The sequence below is a fragment of the Streptomyces aureoversilis genome, from assembly GCF_042657885.1.
GTDB lineage: Bacteria > Actinomycetota > Actinomycetes > Streptomycetales > Streptomycetaceae > Streptomyces > Streptomyces aureoversilis.
The window spans coordinates 1-18060 of record NZ_JBHSKJ010000007.1 but is presented as its reverse complement, the minus strand read 5'-3'; the positions used below and the strand labels follow the sequence as shown (position 1 = coordinate 18060).

Annotated in this window: 15 protein-coding genes and 1 pseudogene; 6 read left to right on the top strand and 10 right to left on the bottom strand. The window is 74.3% G+C overall.

The window, feature by feature from the left end; genetic code table 11:
* Positions 1-16: 16 nt before the first annotated feature.
* A complete protein-coding gene (locus tag ACFPP6_RS13935; protein WP_382041086.1) occupies positions 17-904 on the top strand; it encodes a LysR family transcriptional regulator in 888 nt (295 codons plus the stop codon).
* 48 nt (positions 905-952) lie between these two features.
* On the opposite strand, the gene treY is transcribed toward ACFPP6_RS13935, so the two are convergent.
* On the bottom strand, positions 953-3364 hold the full coding sequence (gene treY, locus ACFPP6_RS13930; protein WP_382041083.1) for a malto-oligosyltrehalose synthase: 2412 nt from the start codon (positions 3362-3364) through the stop codon (positions 953-955).
* A gap of 42 nt (positions 3365-3406) precedes the next feature.
* Positions 3407-5533, bottom strand: a complete 2127-nt coding sequence (gene glgX, locus ACFPP6_RS13925; protein WP_382041080.1) for a glycogen debranching protein GlgX — start codon at positions 5531-5533, stop codon at positions 3407-3409.
* A gap of 471 nt (positions 5534-6004) precedes the next feature.
* Between glgX and ACFPP6_RS13920 the strand changes: the two genes are divergently transcribed.
* Positions 6005-7249 (top strand): SAV2148 family HEPN domain-containing protein, encoded by a 1245-nt coding sequence (locus ACFPP6_RS13920; protein WP_382041077.1) that lies wholly within the window; start codon positions 6005-6007, stop codon positions 7247-7249.
* Between the two features lie 103 nt (positions 7250-7352).
* Complete coding sequence (locus ACFPP6_RS13915) at positions 7353-8075, top strand: 3'-5' exonuclease (protein WP_382041074.1); 723 nt, start codon at positions 7353-7355, stop codon at positions 8073-8075.
* Positions 8076-8206: 131 nt separating this feature from the next.
* On the opposite strand, the gene ACFPP6_RS13910 is transcribed toward ACFPP6_RS13915, so the two are convergent.
* Positions 8207-9094 carry a phosphotransferase enzyme family protein gene (locus ACFPP6_RS13910; protein WP_382041072.1) on the bottom strand — a complete coding sequence of 296 codons (888 nt, stop codon included), beginning with the start codon at positions 9092-9094 and terminating at the stop codon, positions 8207-8209.
* A 426-nt stretch (positions 9095-9520) separates the two neighbouring features.
* On the opposite strand from ACFPP6_RS13910, the gene ACFPP6_RS13905 reads away from it, so the two are divergent.
* Positions 9521-10750 carry a S8 family peptidase gene (locus tag ACFPP6_RS13905; RefSeq protein WP_382041070.1) on the top strand — a complete coding sequence of 410 codons (1230 nt, stop codon included), beginning with the start codon at positions 9521-9523 and terminating at the stop codon, positions 10748-10750.
* 177 nt (positions 10751-10927) lie between these two features.
* Complete coding sequence (locus tag ACFPP6_RS13900) at positions 10928-11581, top strand: LysE family translocator (RefSeq protein ID WP_382041067.1); 654 nt, start codon at positions 10928-10930, stop codon at positions 11579-11581.
* Positions 11582-11627: 46 nt separating this feature from the next.
* Here the strand turns inward: ACFPP6_RS13900 and ACFPP6_RS13895 are convergent, their stop codons facing one another.
* Entirely contained in the window at positions 11628-12467 is an 840-nt protein-coding gene (locus ACFPP6_RS13895) for an NAD(P)H-binding protein (RefSeq protein WP_382041064.1), read from the bottom strand.
* A gap of 165 nt (positions 12468-12632) precedes the next feature.
* Between ACFPP6_RS13895 and ACFPP6_RS13890 the strand changes: the two genes are divergently transcribed.
* Positions 12633-12851 carry a hypothetical protein gene (locus ACFPP6_RS13890; protein ID WP_382041061.1) on the top strand — a complete coding sequence of 73 codons (219 nt, stop codon included), beginning with the start codon at positions 12633-12635 and terminating at the stop codon, positions 12849-12851.
* On the opposite strand, the gene ACFPP6_RS13885 is transcribed toward ACFPP6_RS13890, so the two are convergent.
* The 6 genes and pseudogenes from ACFPP6_RS13885 to ACFPP6_RS13860 form a co-directional block, all read right to left on the bottom strand.
* Complete coding sequence (locus ACFPP6_RS13885; RefSeq protein WP_382041058.1) at positions 12782-13558, bottom strand: sirohydrochlorin chelatase; 777 nt, start codon at positions 13556-13558, stop codon at positions 12782-12784. The genes ACFPP6_RS13890 and ACFPP6_RS13885 overlap by 70 nt on opposite strands.
* Entirely contained in the window at positions 13555-14457 is a 903-nt protein-coding gene (locus ACFPP6_RS13880; RefSeq protein WP_382041055.1) for an ABC transporter permease, read from the bottom strand. Before ACFPP6_RS13880 ends, ACFPP6_RS13885 begins: the two co-directional genes overlap by 4 nt.
* Positions 14444-15247, bottom strand: coding sequence for an ABC transporter ATP-binding protein (locus ACFPP6_RS13875; RefSeq protein ID WP_058042375.1), 804 nt, complete (start codon positions 15245-15247; stop codon positions 14444-14446). Before ACFPP6_RS13875 ends, ACFPP6_RS13880 begins: the two co-directional genes overlap by 14 nt.
* Positions 15248-15296: 49 nt before the next feature.
* Positions 15297-16418, bottom strand: coding sequence for an aliphatic sulfonate ABC transporter substrate-binding protein (locus ACFPP6_RS13870; protein WP_382041052.1), 1122 nt, complete (start codon positions 16416-16418; stop codon positions 15297-15299).
* Between the two features lie 174 nt (positions 16419-16592).
* Positions 16593-17921 (bottom strand): sulfate adenylyltransferase subunit 1, encoded by a 1329-nt coding sequence (locus ACFPP6_RS13865; protein ID WP_382041049.1) that lies wholly within the window; start codon positions 17919-17921, stop codon positions 16593-16595.
* Positions 17922-17923: 2 nt separating this feature from the next.
* A pseudogene (locus tag ACFPP6_RS13860) lies at positions 17924-18060 on the bottom strand (sulfate adenylyltransferase subunit CysD); the annotation flags it as partial.

Genomic DNA, 18060 nt, shown 5'->3' with positions numbered 1-18060 from the left:
CACGGGAGGGCCGGGCATGAGCCTGCGGCAGATGGAGTACCTCGTCGCGGTGGTCGAGGAGGAGTCGTTCACCCGCGCGGCCGACCTGCTCAACGTGACCCAGTCCGCCCTCTCCCACCAGATCAAGGCCCTGGAACGGGACGTCGGCGGACCGCTGCTGGAGCGCCGCCCGCGCGGCATCGGCCTGACGCCGATGGGCCGCGCCTTCCTGCCCCACGCCGAACTCGCCGTCCGCAGCGCCGAACAGGCCCGCCGGGCGGCGAAGGCCGCCGCCGGAGCGGCCGGCGGCGAGCTGCACATCGCCTCCCTGCACGCCCTCGCGGTCGGGGTGCTGCCGCCCGTCTTCGCGCGCTGGCGCCGCGCCTTCCCCGCCGTCCGCCTCCACCTGCACGAGTACGCGACCACCGAGGAGCTGCGCGACCACATGGAGCGCGGCGTGGCCGACATCGCCGTCGGCCCCCGCCCCGAGGCCTGGCACGGCCCCGTCGTCTCCCTCGGCGACGAGGAGGTCATGGTGATCACCTCGGCGGGGGACCCGCTCGCGGCCCGTACGGAACCCCTCACGCTGCCCGAGCTGGCCGGGCGCGACTGGGTGCGCTGCGCCCTCGAACCGGTCGTGCACGGCAAGCGCTGGCTCGACTGGGTCTGCGAGCAGGGCGGCTTCGTCCCCCGTACGGCCGTCTGGACGGAACACTCCTCGACCGCCGTACGGATGGCGGTGTCCGGACTGGGCCTGGTCGCCGCCCCCGTGCACATGGCGCGCGACGTGCCCGGCGCGGTGACCGTCCCCGTCGACCCGCGCTGGCGCCGCGAGCAGACCGCCTTCGCGCGCGTGGAGCTCACCGGCACCACCGCGGCCTTCGTCGAGCTCTGCCGCGAGCTGGCGTTCCCGGGCACCGGCTGAAGCCCGCCGTGCGGGGGACCGCGCCCTGCGAGGGGCGCGGCCCGGCGCTCAGTCCCGTACGAGCAGCGCCACGGGACAGCGCTCCAGCAGCTCCGCCAGGGCCACGGGCGCCTCGTACGAGGCGCCCGTCAGCACCTCGCGCCACCGGCCGCCGCCCCGCAGCGGCAGCACCGTCCCCCGCAGGCCCCCGTCCTGCACCAGCCGCCCGTGCAGCCGCGAGACGACGGTGACCGCGGCGCCGGAGCGCGCGAAGGCCACGCAGTGCCCGGCGGCCGGGCCGTCGGCGGCCAGCGGCTCGTACGAGGAGCCGGGGCCGAACCACTCGGGGTGCGAGCGGCGCAGCCCCAGCGCGGTGCGCGTCAGGTGCAGCTTCTCGGCGGACAGGTCGCCGCCGACTCCCCCTGCAGCGACGGTCTCCGGGAAGGCGGGCGGGCGCCGGTTGTCGGGGTCGACCAGGGCGGCGTAGGCGCGCTCCGTGCCCATGTAGAGGTCGGGCACGCCCGGCATGGTGAGGTGCAGCAGGGCCGCACCGAGCGTGTTGGCCCGCACGGACGGCTGCAGGGCCTCCTCCAGGGGCGCGAGGGCGGTGCGGGCCGGGCCGCAGGCGTGCGCCGCCACGAAGGCCTCCACGGCCGCCTCGTAGGCCGCGTCCGGCTCGGTCCACGTCGTGCGCAGCCCCGCCTCGCGCACGCTCTTCAGCACGGCCTGCGCGAGCCGGCCGGCGTCCGCAGGGTCCGCCGGGCCGAGCCCGAAGGCGCTCTGCCAGGCCAGCCACGCCACGTGCGGGTCGGGCGCGCAGGGCTCGGCGGCCGCGGCCGCCAGCCGGTCCATCAGGTCCGCCCACCGGCCGGGGCACTCGCTCAGCGCCGCGATCCGGGCCCGCACGTCGGCGCTGCGCTTGGTGTCGTGCGTGGACAGCACCGTCCCGGTCGCCGGCCAGTCGTGCTGCAGGCGGGTGCAGTAGGCGTGGAAGTCCTCCGGGGAGACGGCGGGCCGGCCGGGGTCGCCGCCGACCTCCGATGCCGACAGCAGGGGCGCGTGCCGGTAGAAGGCGGTGTCCTCGACGGACTTGGCGCGCAGCGCGGAGGCGGTCTGCGCGAACCGCGCGCAGAAGTCCCGCTGGTCCGGCCCCTGCCCCAGGCGGCCGAGCGCCGCGTCCCGGACGACCTCTGCCGCGCAGGCCTCCTCGGGCACGGCGAAGGCGCCGCGCGCGTCCTGGGCGGCCCGGTCGAGCAGGGCCGCGTCGATCGGGGCCGGGGGCCGCCCGGGCACCGCGTAGGGCCGGTAGACGGGCAGCCGGACGAGGATCTCGCGCAGGGCGGTGCGCAGGGCCCAGGGCGCGGTGTCGCGCAGCCGGTGCGCGCCCTCGCAGATCCGGCCGGCGGTGCGCACCAGCCGCTCGGTCTCCGCGGCCAGTTCGTGGGTGATCACCTTGTACGCGGCGCGGCGCACGGTCGCGGGCCAGTCGCCGCCGCGGTCGGGCGGCAGGCCGGTGAAGGCGCGGTAGCGGGTCCCCAGTTCGGCGGCGCCCGCGGGGTCGACGAAGAGGCCGTCGAGGTGGCGCAGGGCGTCGTAGCCGGTGGTCCCGGCGACGGGCCAGTCGCCGGGCAGCCGCTCGTCGCGGCCGAGGATCTTCTCGACGACCGTCCACCGGCCGTCCGTGGCCCCGGCGAGGCGGTGGAGGTAGCCGGCGGGGTCGGCGAGCCCGTCCGGGTGGTCGACGCGCAGCCCGTCGGCCACCCCCTCCTGCAGCAGCTGCACCACCTTGCCGTGGGTGGCGGCGAAGACCTCCGGGTCCTCCACGCGGACCGCGATCAGCTCGGAGACGGTGAAGAAGCGCCGGTAGTTCAGCTCCGTGCGGGCCAGCCGCCACCAGGCGGGCCGGTACCACTGAGCGTCCAGCAGGTCGGGCAGCGGCAGCCGCTCCGTGCCGGGCCGCAGCGGGAAGGCGTGGTCGCGGTAGCGCAGGACGCGCCCCGAACGGTCCGAGCGCCCCGCGACGCTGAAGTGGCGCAGCTCCCCGCCGAGCGGGCCGGCCAGCACGGGCAGCAGGACCTTGCCGCCGTGCTCGGCCCAGTCGATGTCGAACCAGCGCGCGTAGCGCGAGGCGGGGCCGTCCCGCAGGACCTCCCAGAGCGGGCCGTTGAGCGTCGCGGGCGCGGGCAGGGCCATGTGGTTCGGGACGATGTCGAGGATCAGGCCCATCCCGTGCTCCCGGGCGGTGCGGGCCAGGGACCGCAGGCCCTCCTCGCCGCCGAGCTCGGCCCGCACGGCCGAGTGGTCGACGACGTCGTAGCCGTGCGTGGAGCCGGGGACGGCCTCCAGGACGGGCGACAGGTGCAGGTGGGACACCCCGAGGGAGGCCAGGTACGGCACGGCCTCCTCGGCCGCCCGGAAGGGGAAGGCCGGCTGGAGCTGGAGCCGGTAGGTCGCGGTCGGCACAGCGCTGTGGAGCCTCATGGGAACGTACGTACCCACTCGCGGCGGCCTTGCCGCAGGGGACTACGCCGGGCGCTGCAACACCGCGAGGCTGCGGTCGGCCAGCGTCAGGCGGTCCCCGGCCCGGACCTTCGGCCCGTCGGTCGCCACCCCCTCGGGCCCGGCGGTGTCGACCACGACCTGCCACAGCCGGCCGTGGTCGGCGGGCACGACGAAGTCGAGCGGCTTGTCGTGCGCGTTGAACATCAGCAGGAAGGAGTCGTCGACGACCGGCTCGCCGCGCGGCCCGGGCTCGGAGATCGCCCCGCCGTTGAGGAAGACCGTCAGCGACTTGGCCTGGGCGGCCTGCCAGTCGCTGTCCCGCATCTCGTCACCCTCGTGGGTGAACCAGGCGATGTCGGAGAGCTCGTCGTGGGTGCCCTGCACCGGGCGGCCGTGGAAGAAGCGGCGGCGCCGGAAGACGGGGTGGTCGCGGCGCAGCCACACCATCGCCCGGGTGAAGGCGAGCATCCGCCGGGCGCGCGCGGAGGAGTCGTCCCCGGGGTGCGGCCAGTGGACCCAGGAGACGTCGTTGTCCTGGCAGTAGGCGTTGTTGTTGCCCCGCTGGCTGCGCGCGAACTCGTCGCCGTGGCTGAGCATGGGCACGCCCTGCGACACCATCAGGGTGGCGACGAAGTTGCGCATCTGGCGCTCGCGCAGCGCGAGCACCCCCGGGTCGTCGCTCTCGCCCTCGGCCCCGCAGTTCCAGGACCGGTTGTGGTTCTCGCCGTCGCGGTTGTCCTCGCCGTTGTCCTCGTTGTGCTTGCCGTTGTACGCGACGAGGTCGTGCAGGGTGAAGCCGTCGTGGCAGGTGACGAAGTTGACGGAGGCCAGGGGGCGCCTGCCGTCGCCCTGGTAGAGGTCGGAGGAGCCGGTCAGGCGGGAGCCGAACTCCGCCAGGGTGGCCGGCTCGCCGCGCCACAGGTCCCGGGCGGTGTCCCGGAACTTTCCGTTCCACTCGGCCCACAGCGGGGGGAAGTTCCCGACCTGGTAGCCGCCCTCGCCGACGTCCCACGGCTCCGCGATCAGCTTCACCCGGCTGACCACCGGATCCTGCTGCACCAGGTCGAAGAAGGACGAGAGCCGGTCCACCTCGTGGAACTGGCGCGCGAGCGTCGCCGCCAGATCGAAGCGGAATCCGTCCACCCGCATCTCGGTCACCCAGTACCGCAGGGAGTCCATGATGAGCTGCAGGACGTGCGGGCTGCGCATCAGCAGGGAATTGCCGGTGCCGGTGGTGTCCATGTAGTACTGCGGGTCGTCCGCGAGCCGGTAGTACGAGGCGTTGTCCAGACCCCGGAAGGAGAGCGTGGGCCCCAGGTGGCTGCCCTCGGCCGTGTGGTTGTAGACCACATCGAGAATGACCTCGATGCCCGCCGCGTGCAGCGCCCGCACCGCCGACTTGAACTCCAGCACCTGCTGGCCCCGGTCGCCCCAGGAGGCGTAGGCGTTGTGCGGGGCGAAGAATCCGATGGTGTTGTAGCCCCAGTAGTTGGCCAGGCCCGCGTCCACCAGACGGTGGTCGTTGACGAACTGATGGACCGGCATCAGCTCGATGGCCGTCACCCCCAGCTCCGTCAGGTGCTCGATCACCGCGGGGTGGGCCAGCGCCGCGTACGTGCCGCGGATCTCCTCCGGCAGCGCCGGGTGGCGCATCGTCAGGCCCTTGACGTGGGCCTCGTAGATGACCGTGCGGTGGTAGTCGGTGCGCGGCGGGCGGTCGTCCCCCCAGTCGAAGTACGGATTGACGACGACCGACGTCATCATGTGCGGCGCCGAGTCCATGTCGTTGCGCTTCTCCGGCCGCCCGAAGTGATAGCCGTAGACGGCCTCCCCCCAGTCGACGGCCCCGCTCACGGCCCGGGCGTAGGGGTCCAGCAGCAGTTTGGCGGAGTTGCAGCGGTGCCCGTGCTCCGGCTCGTACGGCCCGTGCACCCGGAAGCCGTACCGCTGACCCGGCATCACCCCCGGCAGGTAGGCGTGCCGTACGAAGGCGTCGCTCTCGCGCAGCTCCACCGCCGTCTCCGAGCCGTCGTCGTGCAGGAGGCACAGCTCGATCCGCTCGGCGACCTCCGAGAAGACCGCGAAGTTGGTGCCGGCGCCGTCGTACGTCGCGCCGAGGGGGTACGCCTGTCCCGGCCAGACCTGCATCGACTCTTCCGTTCTTCCGTTGTCCCAGGCTGTACTCGGGGGCCGTCCTCGCCGCCGCACGCGCCGGCCTCCCTCGTCCGGGACGCGCGTACGGGCCGAAGCGGCATCCTCGCCCAATCGGACCGGACAGGCCGCCCTTTCGCCAGATCTTCCCCAAAAGGAGCGCAACCACAGCCCCCTTCGGCTCGTCCGACCGGGTGACCCGGCAGGGGCGCACCCCCGCTCCGCCCCCTCCCCTCCGGCCCCGGGAACCGGCGTCCCGGCGCGCCCGGACGGGCGCTCGCACGGCTCTCACCGCGCGTTTTGCGCCCCCGCCGCTATGAAACGGCTCACTCCCCGCGCCGGGCGGGCGGACAACAGGTTTCCGGAACGGGAGAGTTGGCGGAGGACCGGACCCGTCCGGGTGCAGGGCCCGCCGCCCGCACAGTAGTCTGCCTTGATCGTTGGACGGGGGCGGAAGGGCGGTGCACTGTGAGCTCGGGCGGGCTGGAGCTGCCCTCTGGAGACGGAAGTCCCGGGGGTGACGGCTCGGCCGACACACCTCCCGGCGCCGTGTCCGTGGCACGCCCCGTGGAGATCGGCGCCGCACTGGACTGGGACGCCGAGGCGTGGAGCGAGGTGCGCACCCGCGCCCGGCGGGCCGGCCGGGCGTACATCTGGCTCAACCTGGTGGAGCAGCGGCTGCGTGCCGTCGTCGCCGCCGTCCTGCGGCCCGTCTACGAGCCGGTGCACGGCGAGGACGAGTGGGTCGTCGCCGCGGCAGGCCCGGCCGGGCAGGAGTGGGTGCAGCGTGCCGTGGCGGTGCGCGAGGTCAGCCGCCGCAAGGGCTACCTGCTGGACCCGGCCGACGACAACGTCCTCAGCTTCCTCACCCTGCCCCAGCTGCGTGAGCTCCTCGTCCAGCACTGGCCCTGCTTCGAGCCGTACCTCGACGACCGGCGCGAGCTGGAACTGGCACTGGACGAGCTGGAGGTGACGCGCAACGTCGTCTCCCGCAACCGCGCCCTGTCCGAGACCGTCCTCGCCCAGGCCGAGCGGGCCGCCGGCCGCCTGCTGACGATCCTCGGCGGCGGCAGCGGCGGCACGGGCGCCCGGTCCGCCGACCGGCTGCCCGTCGACGCCGTCGAGGACATCGTGGGCGACCGCTACGCCGACGTCGTGGGCGTCCACCCCGACCGGGTCCGGCTGCAGCGGCAGCTGCCCGTGGAGGACCTCTTCGGCAGCGCCCGCCGCCTCGACGCCGTCGGCATAGGCCTGAACCTGCTCGTCCAGAACTACTCGGGGCGCCGGCTGGTCCGGCTCGCCGAGGCCGGCTGCCGGGCCCGCCTGCTCTTCCTCAACCCCGCCAGCAGCGCCGTGCGGCGCCGGGAGCGGGAGCTGGGCATCAAGAAGGGCGAGATGAGCCGGTCCGTCGAGATGAACATCATGCACATGCGGCGCGTGCGCGACCGGCTGCGCGACACCGCCGCCTTCGAGATCCGCGTCTTCGACGAGACGCCGCGCTTCACCGCCTACCTCGTCAACGGCGACGGCCCGGACGGCCTGGCCGTCGTCCAGTCCTACCTGCGCAAGGCCCGCGGCATGGAGGCCCCCGTGCTGGTGCTGCGCGGCGGCGGCACCGTGGTCCGCGACGGGCGCGAGCCCGAGCACGGGCTCTTCGAGACCTACCGCGAGGAGTTCGAGAGCGTGTGGGCGGACTCGCGACCGGTCTCGTGACGGCCGCCCGCGACCGCGTTCCCGCAGGCCGGGACGGGGCGCTGTCAGTGGGGCGTGCGACGCTGGGGACCAGTCGGGGGAAGCACCACGAAGGGGGACCGCGATGGGGTGGCATCAGGAGCTGCTGATCGGCTTCGACCTGGAGACCACGGGCACGGATCCGGCCGAGGCGAGGATCGTCACGGCGGCCGTCGTCGAGACCAAGGCCGGCGAGCCCGTCGGCCGCCGGGAGTGGCTGGCCGATCCCGGCGTCCCCATCCCGGACGAGGCCGCGGCCATCCACGGCATCACCAGCGAGCGCGCCGCCCTCGGCAGGCCCGCCCGCGAGGTGGCCGACGAGATAGCGGACATCCTGGTCGCACACTGGTCGGCGGGCGCGGCCGTCGTCGCCTACAACGCCGCCTTCGACCTCACCATCCTCGCGGCGGAGCTCCGGCGGCACGGGCTGCCCTCCCTCGGGGAGCGGCTGTCGGCCGCGGGCGCCGCGGATCCCGGCGGGCAGGGCACGGGCCCGGTCGTGGACCCGCTCACCATGGACCGCGCCCTCGACCGCTACCGCAAGGGCAAGCGGAACCTGGAGACGGTCTGCCGTGTCTACGGCGTGACCCTGGAGGACGCCCACGAGGCCGGCGCCGACGCCCTCGCGGCCGTCCGGGTGGCCTGCGCCCTCGCCGAGCACTATCCGGAGGTGGCCGGGGCCGCCCCCTGGGACCTCCACCGGGACCAGGAGCGGTGGTACGCGGACTGGGCGAGGGGCTACGAGGCCTGGCTGCGCCGCAAGGGGGACGCGACGGCGACGGTGGACGGCCGCTGGCCCCTGCGCTGACCCGGTGGCCTACGCGCAGACCGCTGCGGTGGCGCCCCGTGAGGGGCGCGGGGAACTGCGCGATCAGCCACGCACGGCCCGCAGACAGCGGAGCCGACAGCGTCCGGCAGGAGCCCTGAGGACGGCAGTCCTCAGAACGGATACCACCGCACCGCGGCGTCACCCTCCCGCAGCGACGCCACCCGGCGACCGAACTCCGCGCGAGCCGCAGCGTTGCCCGGCGCGTGCTGCGCCACCCAGGCGCAGCTCGCCGTCTCGCGCGCACCGCGCAGGACCGGACAGCCCTCCCACTCCCGTACGTCCCAGCCGTACGTCCGCACGAAGGCGTCGTAGGCGTCCGCCGGCAGGCCGTAGCGGTCCTTGCTGAGGGCGAGGACGACGAGGTCGTGCTCGCGCAGGTCGCCCGAGAAGGTCTCCAGGTCCACCAGGACCGGCCCGTCCGGGCCGACGTGCACGTTGCGCGGAAGGGCGTCCCCGTGGATCGGGCCCGGCGGCAGGTGCGGGGTCAGGGCCGCGGCCTGCGCCGCGAAGCCGTCCCGCCGCTCGCGCAGGTAGGCCGCGTCCGCGGGGTCGATCGCGTCCCCGGCCAGCCGCAGCCACCGCTCGACGCCGCCGAGCAGTTCGCGCCGGGGCAGGGCGAAGTCCGGGGCGGGCAGGGCGTGGAGGGTGCGCAGCAGCCCGGCGAGGTCGGCCGCGCCGGCCGGGCGCACGGCCCCGGGCAGCCGGTGCCAGAGCGTCACGGGATGCCCGGCGGCCGTCCGCGGCGCGGGCTCGGCGGCGCGCACGGCCGGGACGCCCCGCTCCGCCAGCCAGGCGGCGACCCGCAGTTCGTGGCGCGCCCGCTCCAGCAGTGAGGCGTCCCGGCCCACCTTGACGACGAGCCCGCCGGCGGCGAAGACCGCGTTCTCGCCGAGCGCGAGCAGGGACGCGTCGGCCACCGGCACCTCCGGCACCGCCACCGCGAGGAGCTCGCGCGCCCGCCGCTCCGTGAATGCCGTGCTCTCCACCGCGTCCGCCACTGCGCCCGCACCTTTCGTACCTGCGGCGATCGCCGCACGCCTGCTCGTCCGACCGTCACGCTACCCGGCCGGCCGCACATGGCCGGAAAGAGATCATCGGACGAGACGTTTCGTCTCGGCGTCTCTCGGCGTCCCTCGGTGCCTTTCGGGTCGGCTCTCGGGTCAGGCGTTCACCCGTCGTTCTCATCAGGGCCTGCCCCGCGCTCAATTGATGCTCCGTCAGTGCCCAAATTGCCTTCCTTCAAAGGGGTTTGGCATTACGCAACGACGTTGCCTATGTCACAAAACTTCGTGGGGGTTGAACTGCTCGCGTCAAATCCGACAGGGTTTCGAAGCACCCCGGAGCGGCCGCTTCCGTCACTCCGGGCGTGCAGTGACACATGCTCAATTCCCCCCACAACAACCGCACGAGGAGGAAACCTCGTCATGGCAGCACACAAGCGCACCGGCCGGCGACGGACCGTCCTGGCGATATCCGCCGCAGCCGCCGTCACCGCCGGAGCCACGCTCATGGCTCTGCCGGCCGGCGCCGCCCCCGCCCCCGAAGGAACCGTCTACGGTGCCGGCACCAAGGGCGCGATCGAGGGCAGCTACATCGTCATGCTGAAGGACGGCAAGGGCGCCGCGGGCGCGAAGTCCGTCTCCGCGCAGGGCGGCGACCTCGCCGAGCGTTACGGCGGCAAGCTGAACCGCACCTACGACTCGGCGATCCACGGCTTCTCCGCCAGCGGCCTGGACGAGACGGAGGCCAAGCGCCTCGCGGCCGACCCCGCGGTCGAGAAGGTCGTCCAGAACCACCGCTTCAAGGCCAGCGCCACCCAGGAGGCCCCACCCTCCTGGGGTCTGGACCGCATCGACCAGGCCGAGACCAAGGGCGACGGCAAGTACGCCTACCCCGACGGCGCCGGCGAGGGCGTCACCGCGTACGTCATCGACACCGGTGTCCACATCAGCCACAAGGACTTCGGGGGCCGCGCGTCCTTCGGCTTCAACGCCGTGGACAAGAGCGACAAGGCCGAGGACGACAACGGCCACGGCACCCACGTCGCGGGCACCATCGCCGGCACGGCGCACGGCGTCGCCAAGAAGGCCAAGATCGTGGCCGTCAAGGTCCTGGACGGCCAGGGCTCCGGCTCCACCGAGCAGGTCGTCGCCGGCATCGACTGGGTCACCAAGAACCACAAGGGCCCCTCGGTCGCCAACATGAGCCTCGGCGGCGGCGCGGACGAGGCGCTCGACGCGGCCGTGCAGAAGGCGATCGCCTCCGGCGTCACCTTCGCCATCGCGGCGGGCAACGAGTCCTCCGACGCGGGCAACAGCTCCCCGGCCCGGGTGAAGGAGGCCATCACGGTCGCCTCCACCACGAAGGACGACCAGCAGTCGGACTTCTCCAACTTCGGCAGCGTGGTCGACCTCTACGCCCCCGGCTCGGACATCACCTCCGCCTGGAACGACAGCGACTCCGGCACCAAGACCATCTCCGGTACGTCGATGGCGACCCCGCACGTCGCGGGTGCCGCCGCCGTCTACCTCGGCGCCCACAAGGACGCCACCCCGGAGCAGGTCGCGGGTGCGCTCGTCAAGGGTGCGACCCCCGACAAGGTCTCCAACCCGAGCACGGGCACGCCCAACAAGCTGCTGAAGGTCACCGAGTAGCAGCTCCAGCCCATCGGCCGGCCGCCGCTCCCCACCCCCACGGGGAGCGGCGGCCGTGGTCGTTCCCGGACGCCGGCCCCGGCCGGCGGGCCGGGCCCGGAGAACTCCCCTGGCTAAGCTCCCGCCATCACACGAGCCTCAATCACCCCATGAGCCTCAAGAAGACAGGAGTCCAGCGTGACGGCGGCGATACTCGGATTCACCCTCTTCTCCCTCCTGGTGGCCATGGCGCCGGGCCCGGACACCCTCCTGGTCCTGCGCAACTGCCTGCGCGGCGGCCGCCGCACGGGCAGCGCCACCGCCCTCGGCGCGGCCGTCGGGTCGCTCGCCTGGGGCGTGGCCGCGGCGTTCGGCCTCGCGGCGGCGCTGCAGCGCTGGGACGCGGCCTTCACCGTCGTGCGGCTCGCGGGCGCCGCGTACCTCGTGTTCCTCGGCGCCCAGGCCCTGTGGGCCCACCGCCCGCGCCGCGGAGGCGCCTCCGGCGGGTCCGGGGCCGCGCTGCAGGAGCAGGCCTCCGCCGCCCCCGCGCCGCGCGCGGGCGAGGCGTTCCGCCAGGGCCTGCTGAGCTGCCTGCTCAACCCCAAGGTCGGCGTCTTCTTCGTCGCCGTCGTCCCCCAGTTCCTGCCCGAGGGCGGCTCGCCGTTCGGGGTGACCCTGCTCTTCGGCGTGATCGACGCGGTCGTGGCCGCGGTGTGGATGCTGCTCGTCGCGGTCTGCGCCGCCCGCATGATCACCTGGCTGCGCCGCCCCCGCGTCAGCCGCAACCTCGAGCGCGTCACGGGCGGCGTCCTGGTGGCCCTGGGCATCGGCACGGCGGCGGAGACGGCCTGAGGCTGTGTCAGGGGCGTAAGCCGGGGGCGTGAGCCGGGGAGGGGCGTCAGGGGCGGAAGTCCGCGGCGTGGTCCTCCACCCACGTGGCGAACGTACGCGCCGGCCGGCCTGTCAGCTCCTCCACGCCTCCCGCGAGCGCGCCCGGCTTGCCGTCGGACGACTTCCAGAAGGCGAGCAGCGCGTCGGCGACGTGCCCGGGCAGGGAGGGGCCCGCGGCCTCCTTCCAGGCCTCGGGCGAGACGGGGTTGACGGTCACGGGCACGCCCGTGATGCGCGAGATCCGCTCGGCCTGGTCGAGGAAGGACAAGGCCTCCGGGCCGCTCAGGGTGTACGCGCCGCCCTGGTGCGCGGGGTCGGTGAGGACGGTGAACGCGGCCTCGGCCAGGTCCTGTTCGTGGATGGGGTCGGTGTACGCGCCGGGGTAGGGCAGGTCCACCGTGCCGGTGTCCCTGATGGAGCGGGACCAGCCCAGCGCGTTGGTGGCGAAGACGCCCGGCCGCAGGAACGTCGCGGTGACCGGCCCCGCGGCCAGGGCCTGCTCGGCCTCCCGGTGCGGGCGGGCGACGGGGTGCGTGGCGGCGTCGGGGTAGCGCACGGAGCTCGACGACAGCAGCACGATGTGCCGGACGCCGGCGTCCGCGGCCGCCCGGGCGAACGCGGCGGTGTGCGAGGCCTCCGCGTACAGGAACACGGACGTGACGCCGTCGAGCGCCGCGGGGAAGCCCTCCGGCTCGTCGAGCGCGAGGCGTACCGCGGGGACGCCGTCCGGCAGGGTGAGATCGCCGGGGGCGCGGGAAGCGGCCCGGACGGCGTGGCCCCGGGCGTGCAGGAGGTCGATGAGTGCGCGGCCGACGCGGCCGCGGCTGCCGGTGACGAGGGTGGTCATGTCCTCGGTTGCCCTTCTGGGAAGCGCAGGCGGTGCAGGGAATGCACGGCGTGCGGGGAATACGTGAGGTGCCCGCGAGACGCACAGTGCGTCGCGCAATCATTGTGAAGCGCGACCGGCCTCGCGGAACCCCGAGCCGGCCCCGGGGACCACCGCCGCGCCCTCGTGGCCCCGGCCCCCGCGGCGCAGAGCCGCACCGGCGCGGCCCGGGACGTGCCGGGCCGCGCCTTCCGGGCGGTCCTCGGCGGCTACCGGGACGAGGAGTTCGCCGTCATCGGCGACCACCTGAGCAGGAGCGCCGAGGCCGGCCGCACTCAGGCCGAGCGCCTGCGGGCGGCCGGCCGGGCCGGGGAGAGCACGCCCCGCGCCGCCGCTTCCTCGTAGCGCCGCACCACCAGCGCCATCACCTCCGGCGCCGCCCCCAGCACGTCCGCGAGGACGTCCGCGCCGCCCTCCACCGCTCCCCGCGCGATGCGGTCCGGCAGCCGGCCTGGGGCGAGGACGTACGGGGCGACCGCCACCCGGCGGGCCCCCTCGGCGCGCAGGGCCCGCACGGCGTCCGCCACGTGCGGCGGGGAGGCGGAGGCGAACGCGGGCCGCACGGCGCACCAACCGGTACGCCGCCACTCCCGCGCGATGTCTGCGATCACCGCGTTCGCCTCCGGGTCGGAGGAGCCCGCCGAGGCCAGGACGACCCCGGTCGGGCGCCGGTCGCCGAGCGGCAGACCGGCTTGCCGCAGCCGCCGCTCCAGGGCGGCCGTCAGCAGGGGGGCGGGCCCCAGCACCTGAGCCCGCGTCACGCTCAGGCCCGGCAGCCCCGCCGTCGCCGCCCGCAGCACGGCCGGGATGTCGGCCTTGGCGTGGAAGGCGCGGGTCAGCAGCAGGGGCACGGCGACGACGTCGCGCACCCCCTCCGCCGCCAGCCGCTCCAGCACCCGCGGCACGCTCGGCACGCAGAAGTCGAGGAAGCCCACCTCGACCCGGAGCCCGGGCCGCGCCGCGGCCACCCGCGCGCGCAGCTCCAGCACGGTGGCCGCGTGGCGCGGGTCGCGGCTGCCGTGGGCGACGAGGAGCAGGGGTGTTGCGGTCATCGGCTCGCCGCGGCCAGTCCGCGCGTCCGCAGCACCCGGCGCTCCAGGGGGCTGAAGACGGCCAGGTCGATGGCGATGCCGACGAAGAGGATGAGGAGGATGCCGAGGAGCACCCCCGGCATGTCGGAGTCGGTGCGCGCGTTCTCCAGGTACTGGCCGAGCCCCAGGCCGAGGTCGGGGGAGGAGGCGATGAGCTCGGCGGCCATCAGGGACCGCCAGGAGAACGCCCAGCCCTGCTTGAGCCCCGCGATGTAGCCGGGGAGCGCGGCGGGCAGCAGGACGTGCCGGGCGCCGCGCAGCCCCGTCGCGCCCATGGTGCGGCCCGCCCGCAGGTACAGCGGCGGCACCTGGTCGATGCCGGAGACCAGGCCGTTGGCGATGGAGGGCACCGCGCCCAGCAGGATCACCGCGTACATCGCCGCGTCGGTGATGCCCAGCCAGATCACCGCCGCGGGCACCCAGGCGACCGACGGCAGCGACTGCAGCCCGGACAGGACCGGGCCGAGCGCGGCCCGGACGAACTTCACGCGCGCGACGAGCAGGCCGAGCGGCGTGCCGAGGGCGAGCGCCGCGGCGAAGCCCAGCAGGCCGCGCGAGACGGACGTCCAGACGATGTCCAGGAGCGTGCCGCGCAGCCACAGTTCCTCCAGGCTGTGCCACACCGCGGACGGGTCGGGCAGTTTGTAGTCGTCGGTGACCTCCGCGACGACCAGCAGCTTCCAGACCGCGAGGACCAGGACGACGGCCGTCAGGGGCGGCAGCACCTTGTGGAGCAGCACCTGGGCGAAGGGGGCGCGCCGGACCTCCACCGCGTCCAGGGCGTCGAGGCCGGCCTCCAGGCCGGCGAGGTCGTGCGGGCTGCCGGAGGCGCTCCGGGCGCCCGTCTCAGTGCCGGCCATGGCGGCGGATCTCCCCACGCAGTTCTTCGGTGATCTCGACGGACAGGTCCGCCACCGCCGCGTCCTCGATGCGGCGGGGCTGGGGTATGTCCACGGCCCACTGCCGGGCCACCCGCCCCGGCCGCGAGGACAGCAGCACGACGCGCTCCGCGAGCCGCACCGCCTCGCGGACGTTGTGGGTGACGAACAGCACCGACAGCGACGTCTCGGACCAGATGCGGGTCAGCTCGTGGTGCAGGACGTCCCGGGTGATGGCGTCCAGCGCCGCGAACGGCTCGTCCATCAGCAGGACCTGGCTGTCCTGCGCCAGGGCGCGGGCGAGGGCGACGCGCTGCCGCATGCCGCCCGACAGCTCGTGCACCCGCTTGCCGTACGCGCCGGAGAGCCGTACGAGCTCCAGGAGCCGCTCCGCCTCCGGCCGCCGCTCCGCGCGCGGCACCCCGCGCAGCCGCAGCGCCAGCTCGATGTTGCGGCCCGCGGTGAGCCAGGGGAACAGCGCGTGCTCCTGGAACATCAGCGCCGGGCGGCCGCCGGGCACGTCGATGGTCCCGGCGGTCGGCCGGTCCAGGCCCGCCACCAGGTTCAGCAGCGTGGACTTGCCGCAGCCCGAGGCCCCCAGGAGGCACACGAACTCGCCGGGGCGCACCTCCAGGGAGATGTCGTCCAGCACGGGCTGGGCCGCGCCGGGCCGGCCGAAGGACTTGTGGACGTGCTCGATCCTGACCGCCGCGGACTCGCGGTCCGCGAGCGCGGTCGCGCCGGTCTTGTCGGTCGTCAGTGCCGGGGCCATCCGGTCACCTCCTGGGGATGGGGCGGGGCGGGATACGACGGGCGGGCGGCTACTGCTTGCCGAGCTTCGCGGCGGTCACCGCGGGCCTGCCCTCGGCCTTGAGAACCTTGTTGAGCACGGTCAGGTCGTAGATCCCCGAAAGGTCCGGCTTCTGCAGCAGCCCGGCCTTGACGGCGTGATCGGCCTCCGCCTCCAGCGACGCGGCCAGCGGGTCGTCGAGGACCTCGATGGACTTCCAGGCCGGGTCGATGATCGCGGCCGGCAGCTCCTTGCCGGAGAGCTTCTTCAGCGCCGCGTTGGCCGAGCCCTTGGCCTTCTCCGGGTTCGCCTTGATCCAGGCGTTGGTCCTCACCGAGCCGCGCAGCACGGCCTCGACCACGTCGGGGTGCGCGTCCAGGAACTTCTGCGACACGATCACGTTGGTGATGACGAACTTCCCGTCCGGCCACAGCGAGGACTCGTCCAGGAGCACCTTGCCGCCCTCGGAGACCAGCTTCGAGGCGGTCGGCTCGGGCACCCACGCGCCGTCCACCGAACCGGACTTGAAGGCGTCGGGAGTCACCTTGTTGTCCGTGCGGACGACCGAGACGTCGCCCTTGCCGCTCTGCGGGTCGACCGTCCAGCCCTTCTCCGCGATCCAGTGGAGGAACGCCACGTCCTGGGTGTTGCCCTTCTGCGGGGTGGCGATCCGCTTGCCCTTGAGGTCGTCCGGAGAGGAGATCTTCTTGGGGTCGACGACCAGCTTCACGCCGCCCGACGCCGAGCCCGAGACGATGCGCAGGCTCCTGCCATTGGACTTCACGTAGCCGTTGATCGCGGGCGACGGGCCGATCCAGCCGATGTCGATCGAGCCCGCGTTGAGCGCCTCGATCTCGGACGGGCCCGCGTTGAACGTCGTCGAGCGGAGCTTCGTGCCGCCCAGCTCCTTCTGCAGCAGCCCCTCCTGCTCGCCGACCAGCGGCGTGGCGTGGGTGATGTTGGGGAAGTAGCCGATCCGGACGGTGTCGGCCGACAGCTTCTTGCCCCCGGTGTTCTTCCCCGGGGCGGACCCGGCGGTGGTGGAGTTCTTCTCCGAGCCGTAGCCGCAGGCGCCGAGGGCGCCGATCAGCAGGGGCAGGGCGGCGACGGCGGCGAGTGCGCGGCGGCGGGTGGAGCGAGCGGCGGCGGGCACGGGGGGTCCTCTCGACGGGCCGGGGCAGGGCTAGGGGACGCCCGGCGCTTCAGTGGGGCGTAAGGGGAGTGACTGGTACGGGATGGGGTGGGGCGCTGACGCCGTCGGTACGGGCGTCAGCACGCACACCGGCCGATGCCGCCCGCCGAGCCGTGCGCGATCGTGGTCGTCATCTCAGAAGTCCCATCCCTCGTCGCCGGGCTGCTCCCCGGGGTCCGCCGCGAACGCCTCGCCCGCCATGCCGGCGGTCAGGGTCGTGCCGTCGCCGGGGTCGATGAGGAGGAAGGAGCCGGTGTGGCGGGAGCCCGCGTAGGGGTCGAGGGCGAGCGGCTCGGCGGTGCGCAGCGTGACGCGCCCGATGTCGTTGGCCTCCAGGCGGCCCGGCGCGGGGTGCTGGGAGAGGTCGTCGAGGGTGAGGCGGGAGGGGATGTCCTTGACGATGGCCCGGACGGTGCGGGTGGTGTGCTTGAGCAGGACCCGGGCGCCGGGGAGCAGCGGCTGGTCGGCGAGGTGGCAGACGGTGGCCTCGACGTCCCGGGTGACCTGCGGCGCGCCGGCGGTGGGGGCGATGAGGTCGCCGCGGGAGACGTCGAGGTCGTCGGCGAGGCGCAGGGTCACCGACTGCGGCGCCCAGGCCACGTCGACGCTCCGGCCGAGCGCGTCGATGGCGGCGATCGTGCTCGTGCGCCCCGACGGCAGGACGGTGACGGGCTCGCCGACGCGCAGCACCCCCGAGGCGATCTGCCCCGCGTAGCCGCGGTAGTCGGGGTGCTCGGCCGTCTGCGGCCTGATCGTGTACTGGACGGGGAAGCGCGCGGGGTCGGCGGTGGGGTCGGCGACGACGGGCACCGTCTCCAGGTACTCCAGGACGGTGGGGCCGCCGTACCAGTCCATGTGCGCGGAGGGCGCCACCACGTTGTCCCCGGCGAGCGCGGAGACGGGGATGGCGGTGATCTCGGGGACGCCCAGCCCGCTCGCGTAGGCGGTGAACTCCTCGGCGATGGCGGCGAAGACGGGCTCCGCGTAGCCGGCGAGGTCCATCTTGTTGACGGCGAGGACGACGTGCGGGACGCGCAGGAGCGCCGCGACGGCCGCGTGGCGGCGGGTCTGCTCGACGACGCCGTTGCGGGCGTCGACGAGGACGACGGCGGCCTGGGCGGTGGACGCCCCGGTGACCATGTTGCGCGTGTACTGCACGTGGCCGGGGGTGTCGGCGAGGATGAAGCGCCGCCGGGGCGTGGCGAAGTAGCGGTAGGCGACGTCGATGGTGATGCCCTGCTCGCGCTCGGCGCGCAGGCCGTCCGTCAGCAGCGCCAGGTCCGGGGCGCCGGCGCCCCGGCTGCGGGAGGCGTGCTCGACGGCCTCCAGCTGGTCGGCCAGGACGGACTTGGAGTCGTGCAGGAGGCGGCCGACCAGCGTGGACTTGCCGTCGTCGACGGATCCGGCGGTGGCGAAGCGCAGCAGCGAGGTCGCGGCCGTGGTCGTGTCGGTCACAGTGCTCATGGCTAGAAGTACCCCTCGCGTTTGCGGTCCTCCATGGCGGCTTCGGAGAGTCTGTCGTCGGCTCTGGTGGCGCCGCGTTCGGTGAGGCGGGAGGCGGTGATCTCGGTGATGACCTCCTCGATGGTGGCGGCGTGGGAGT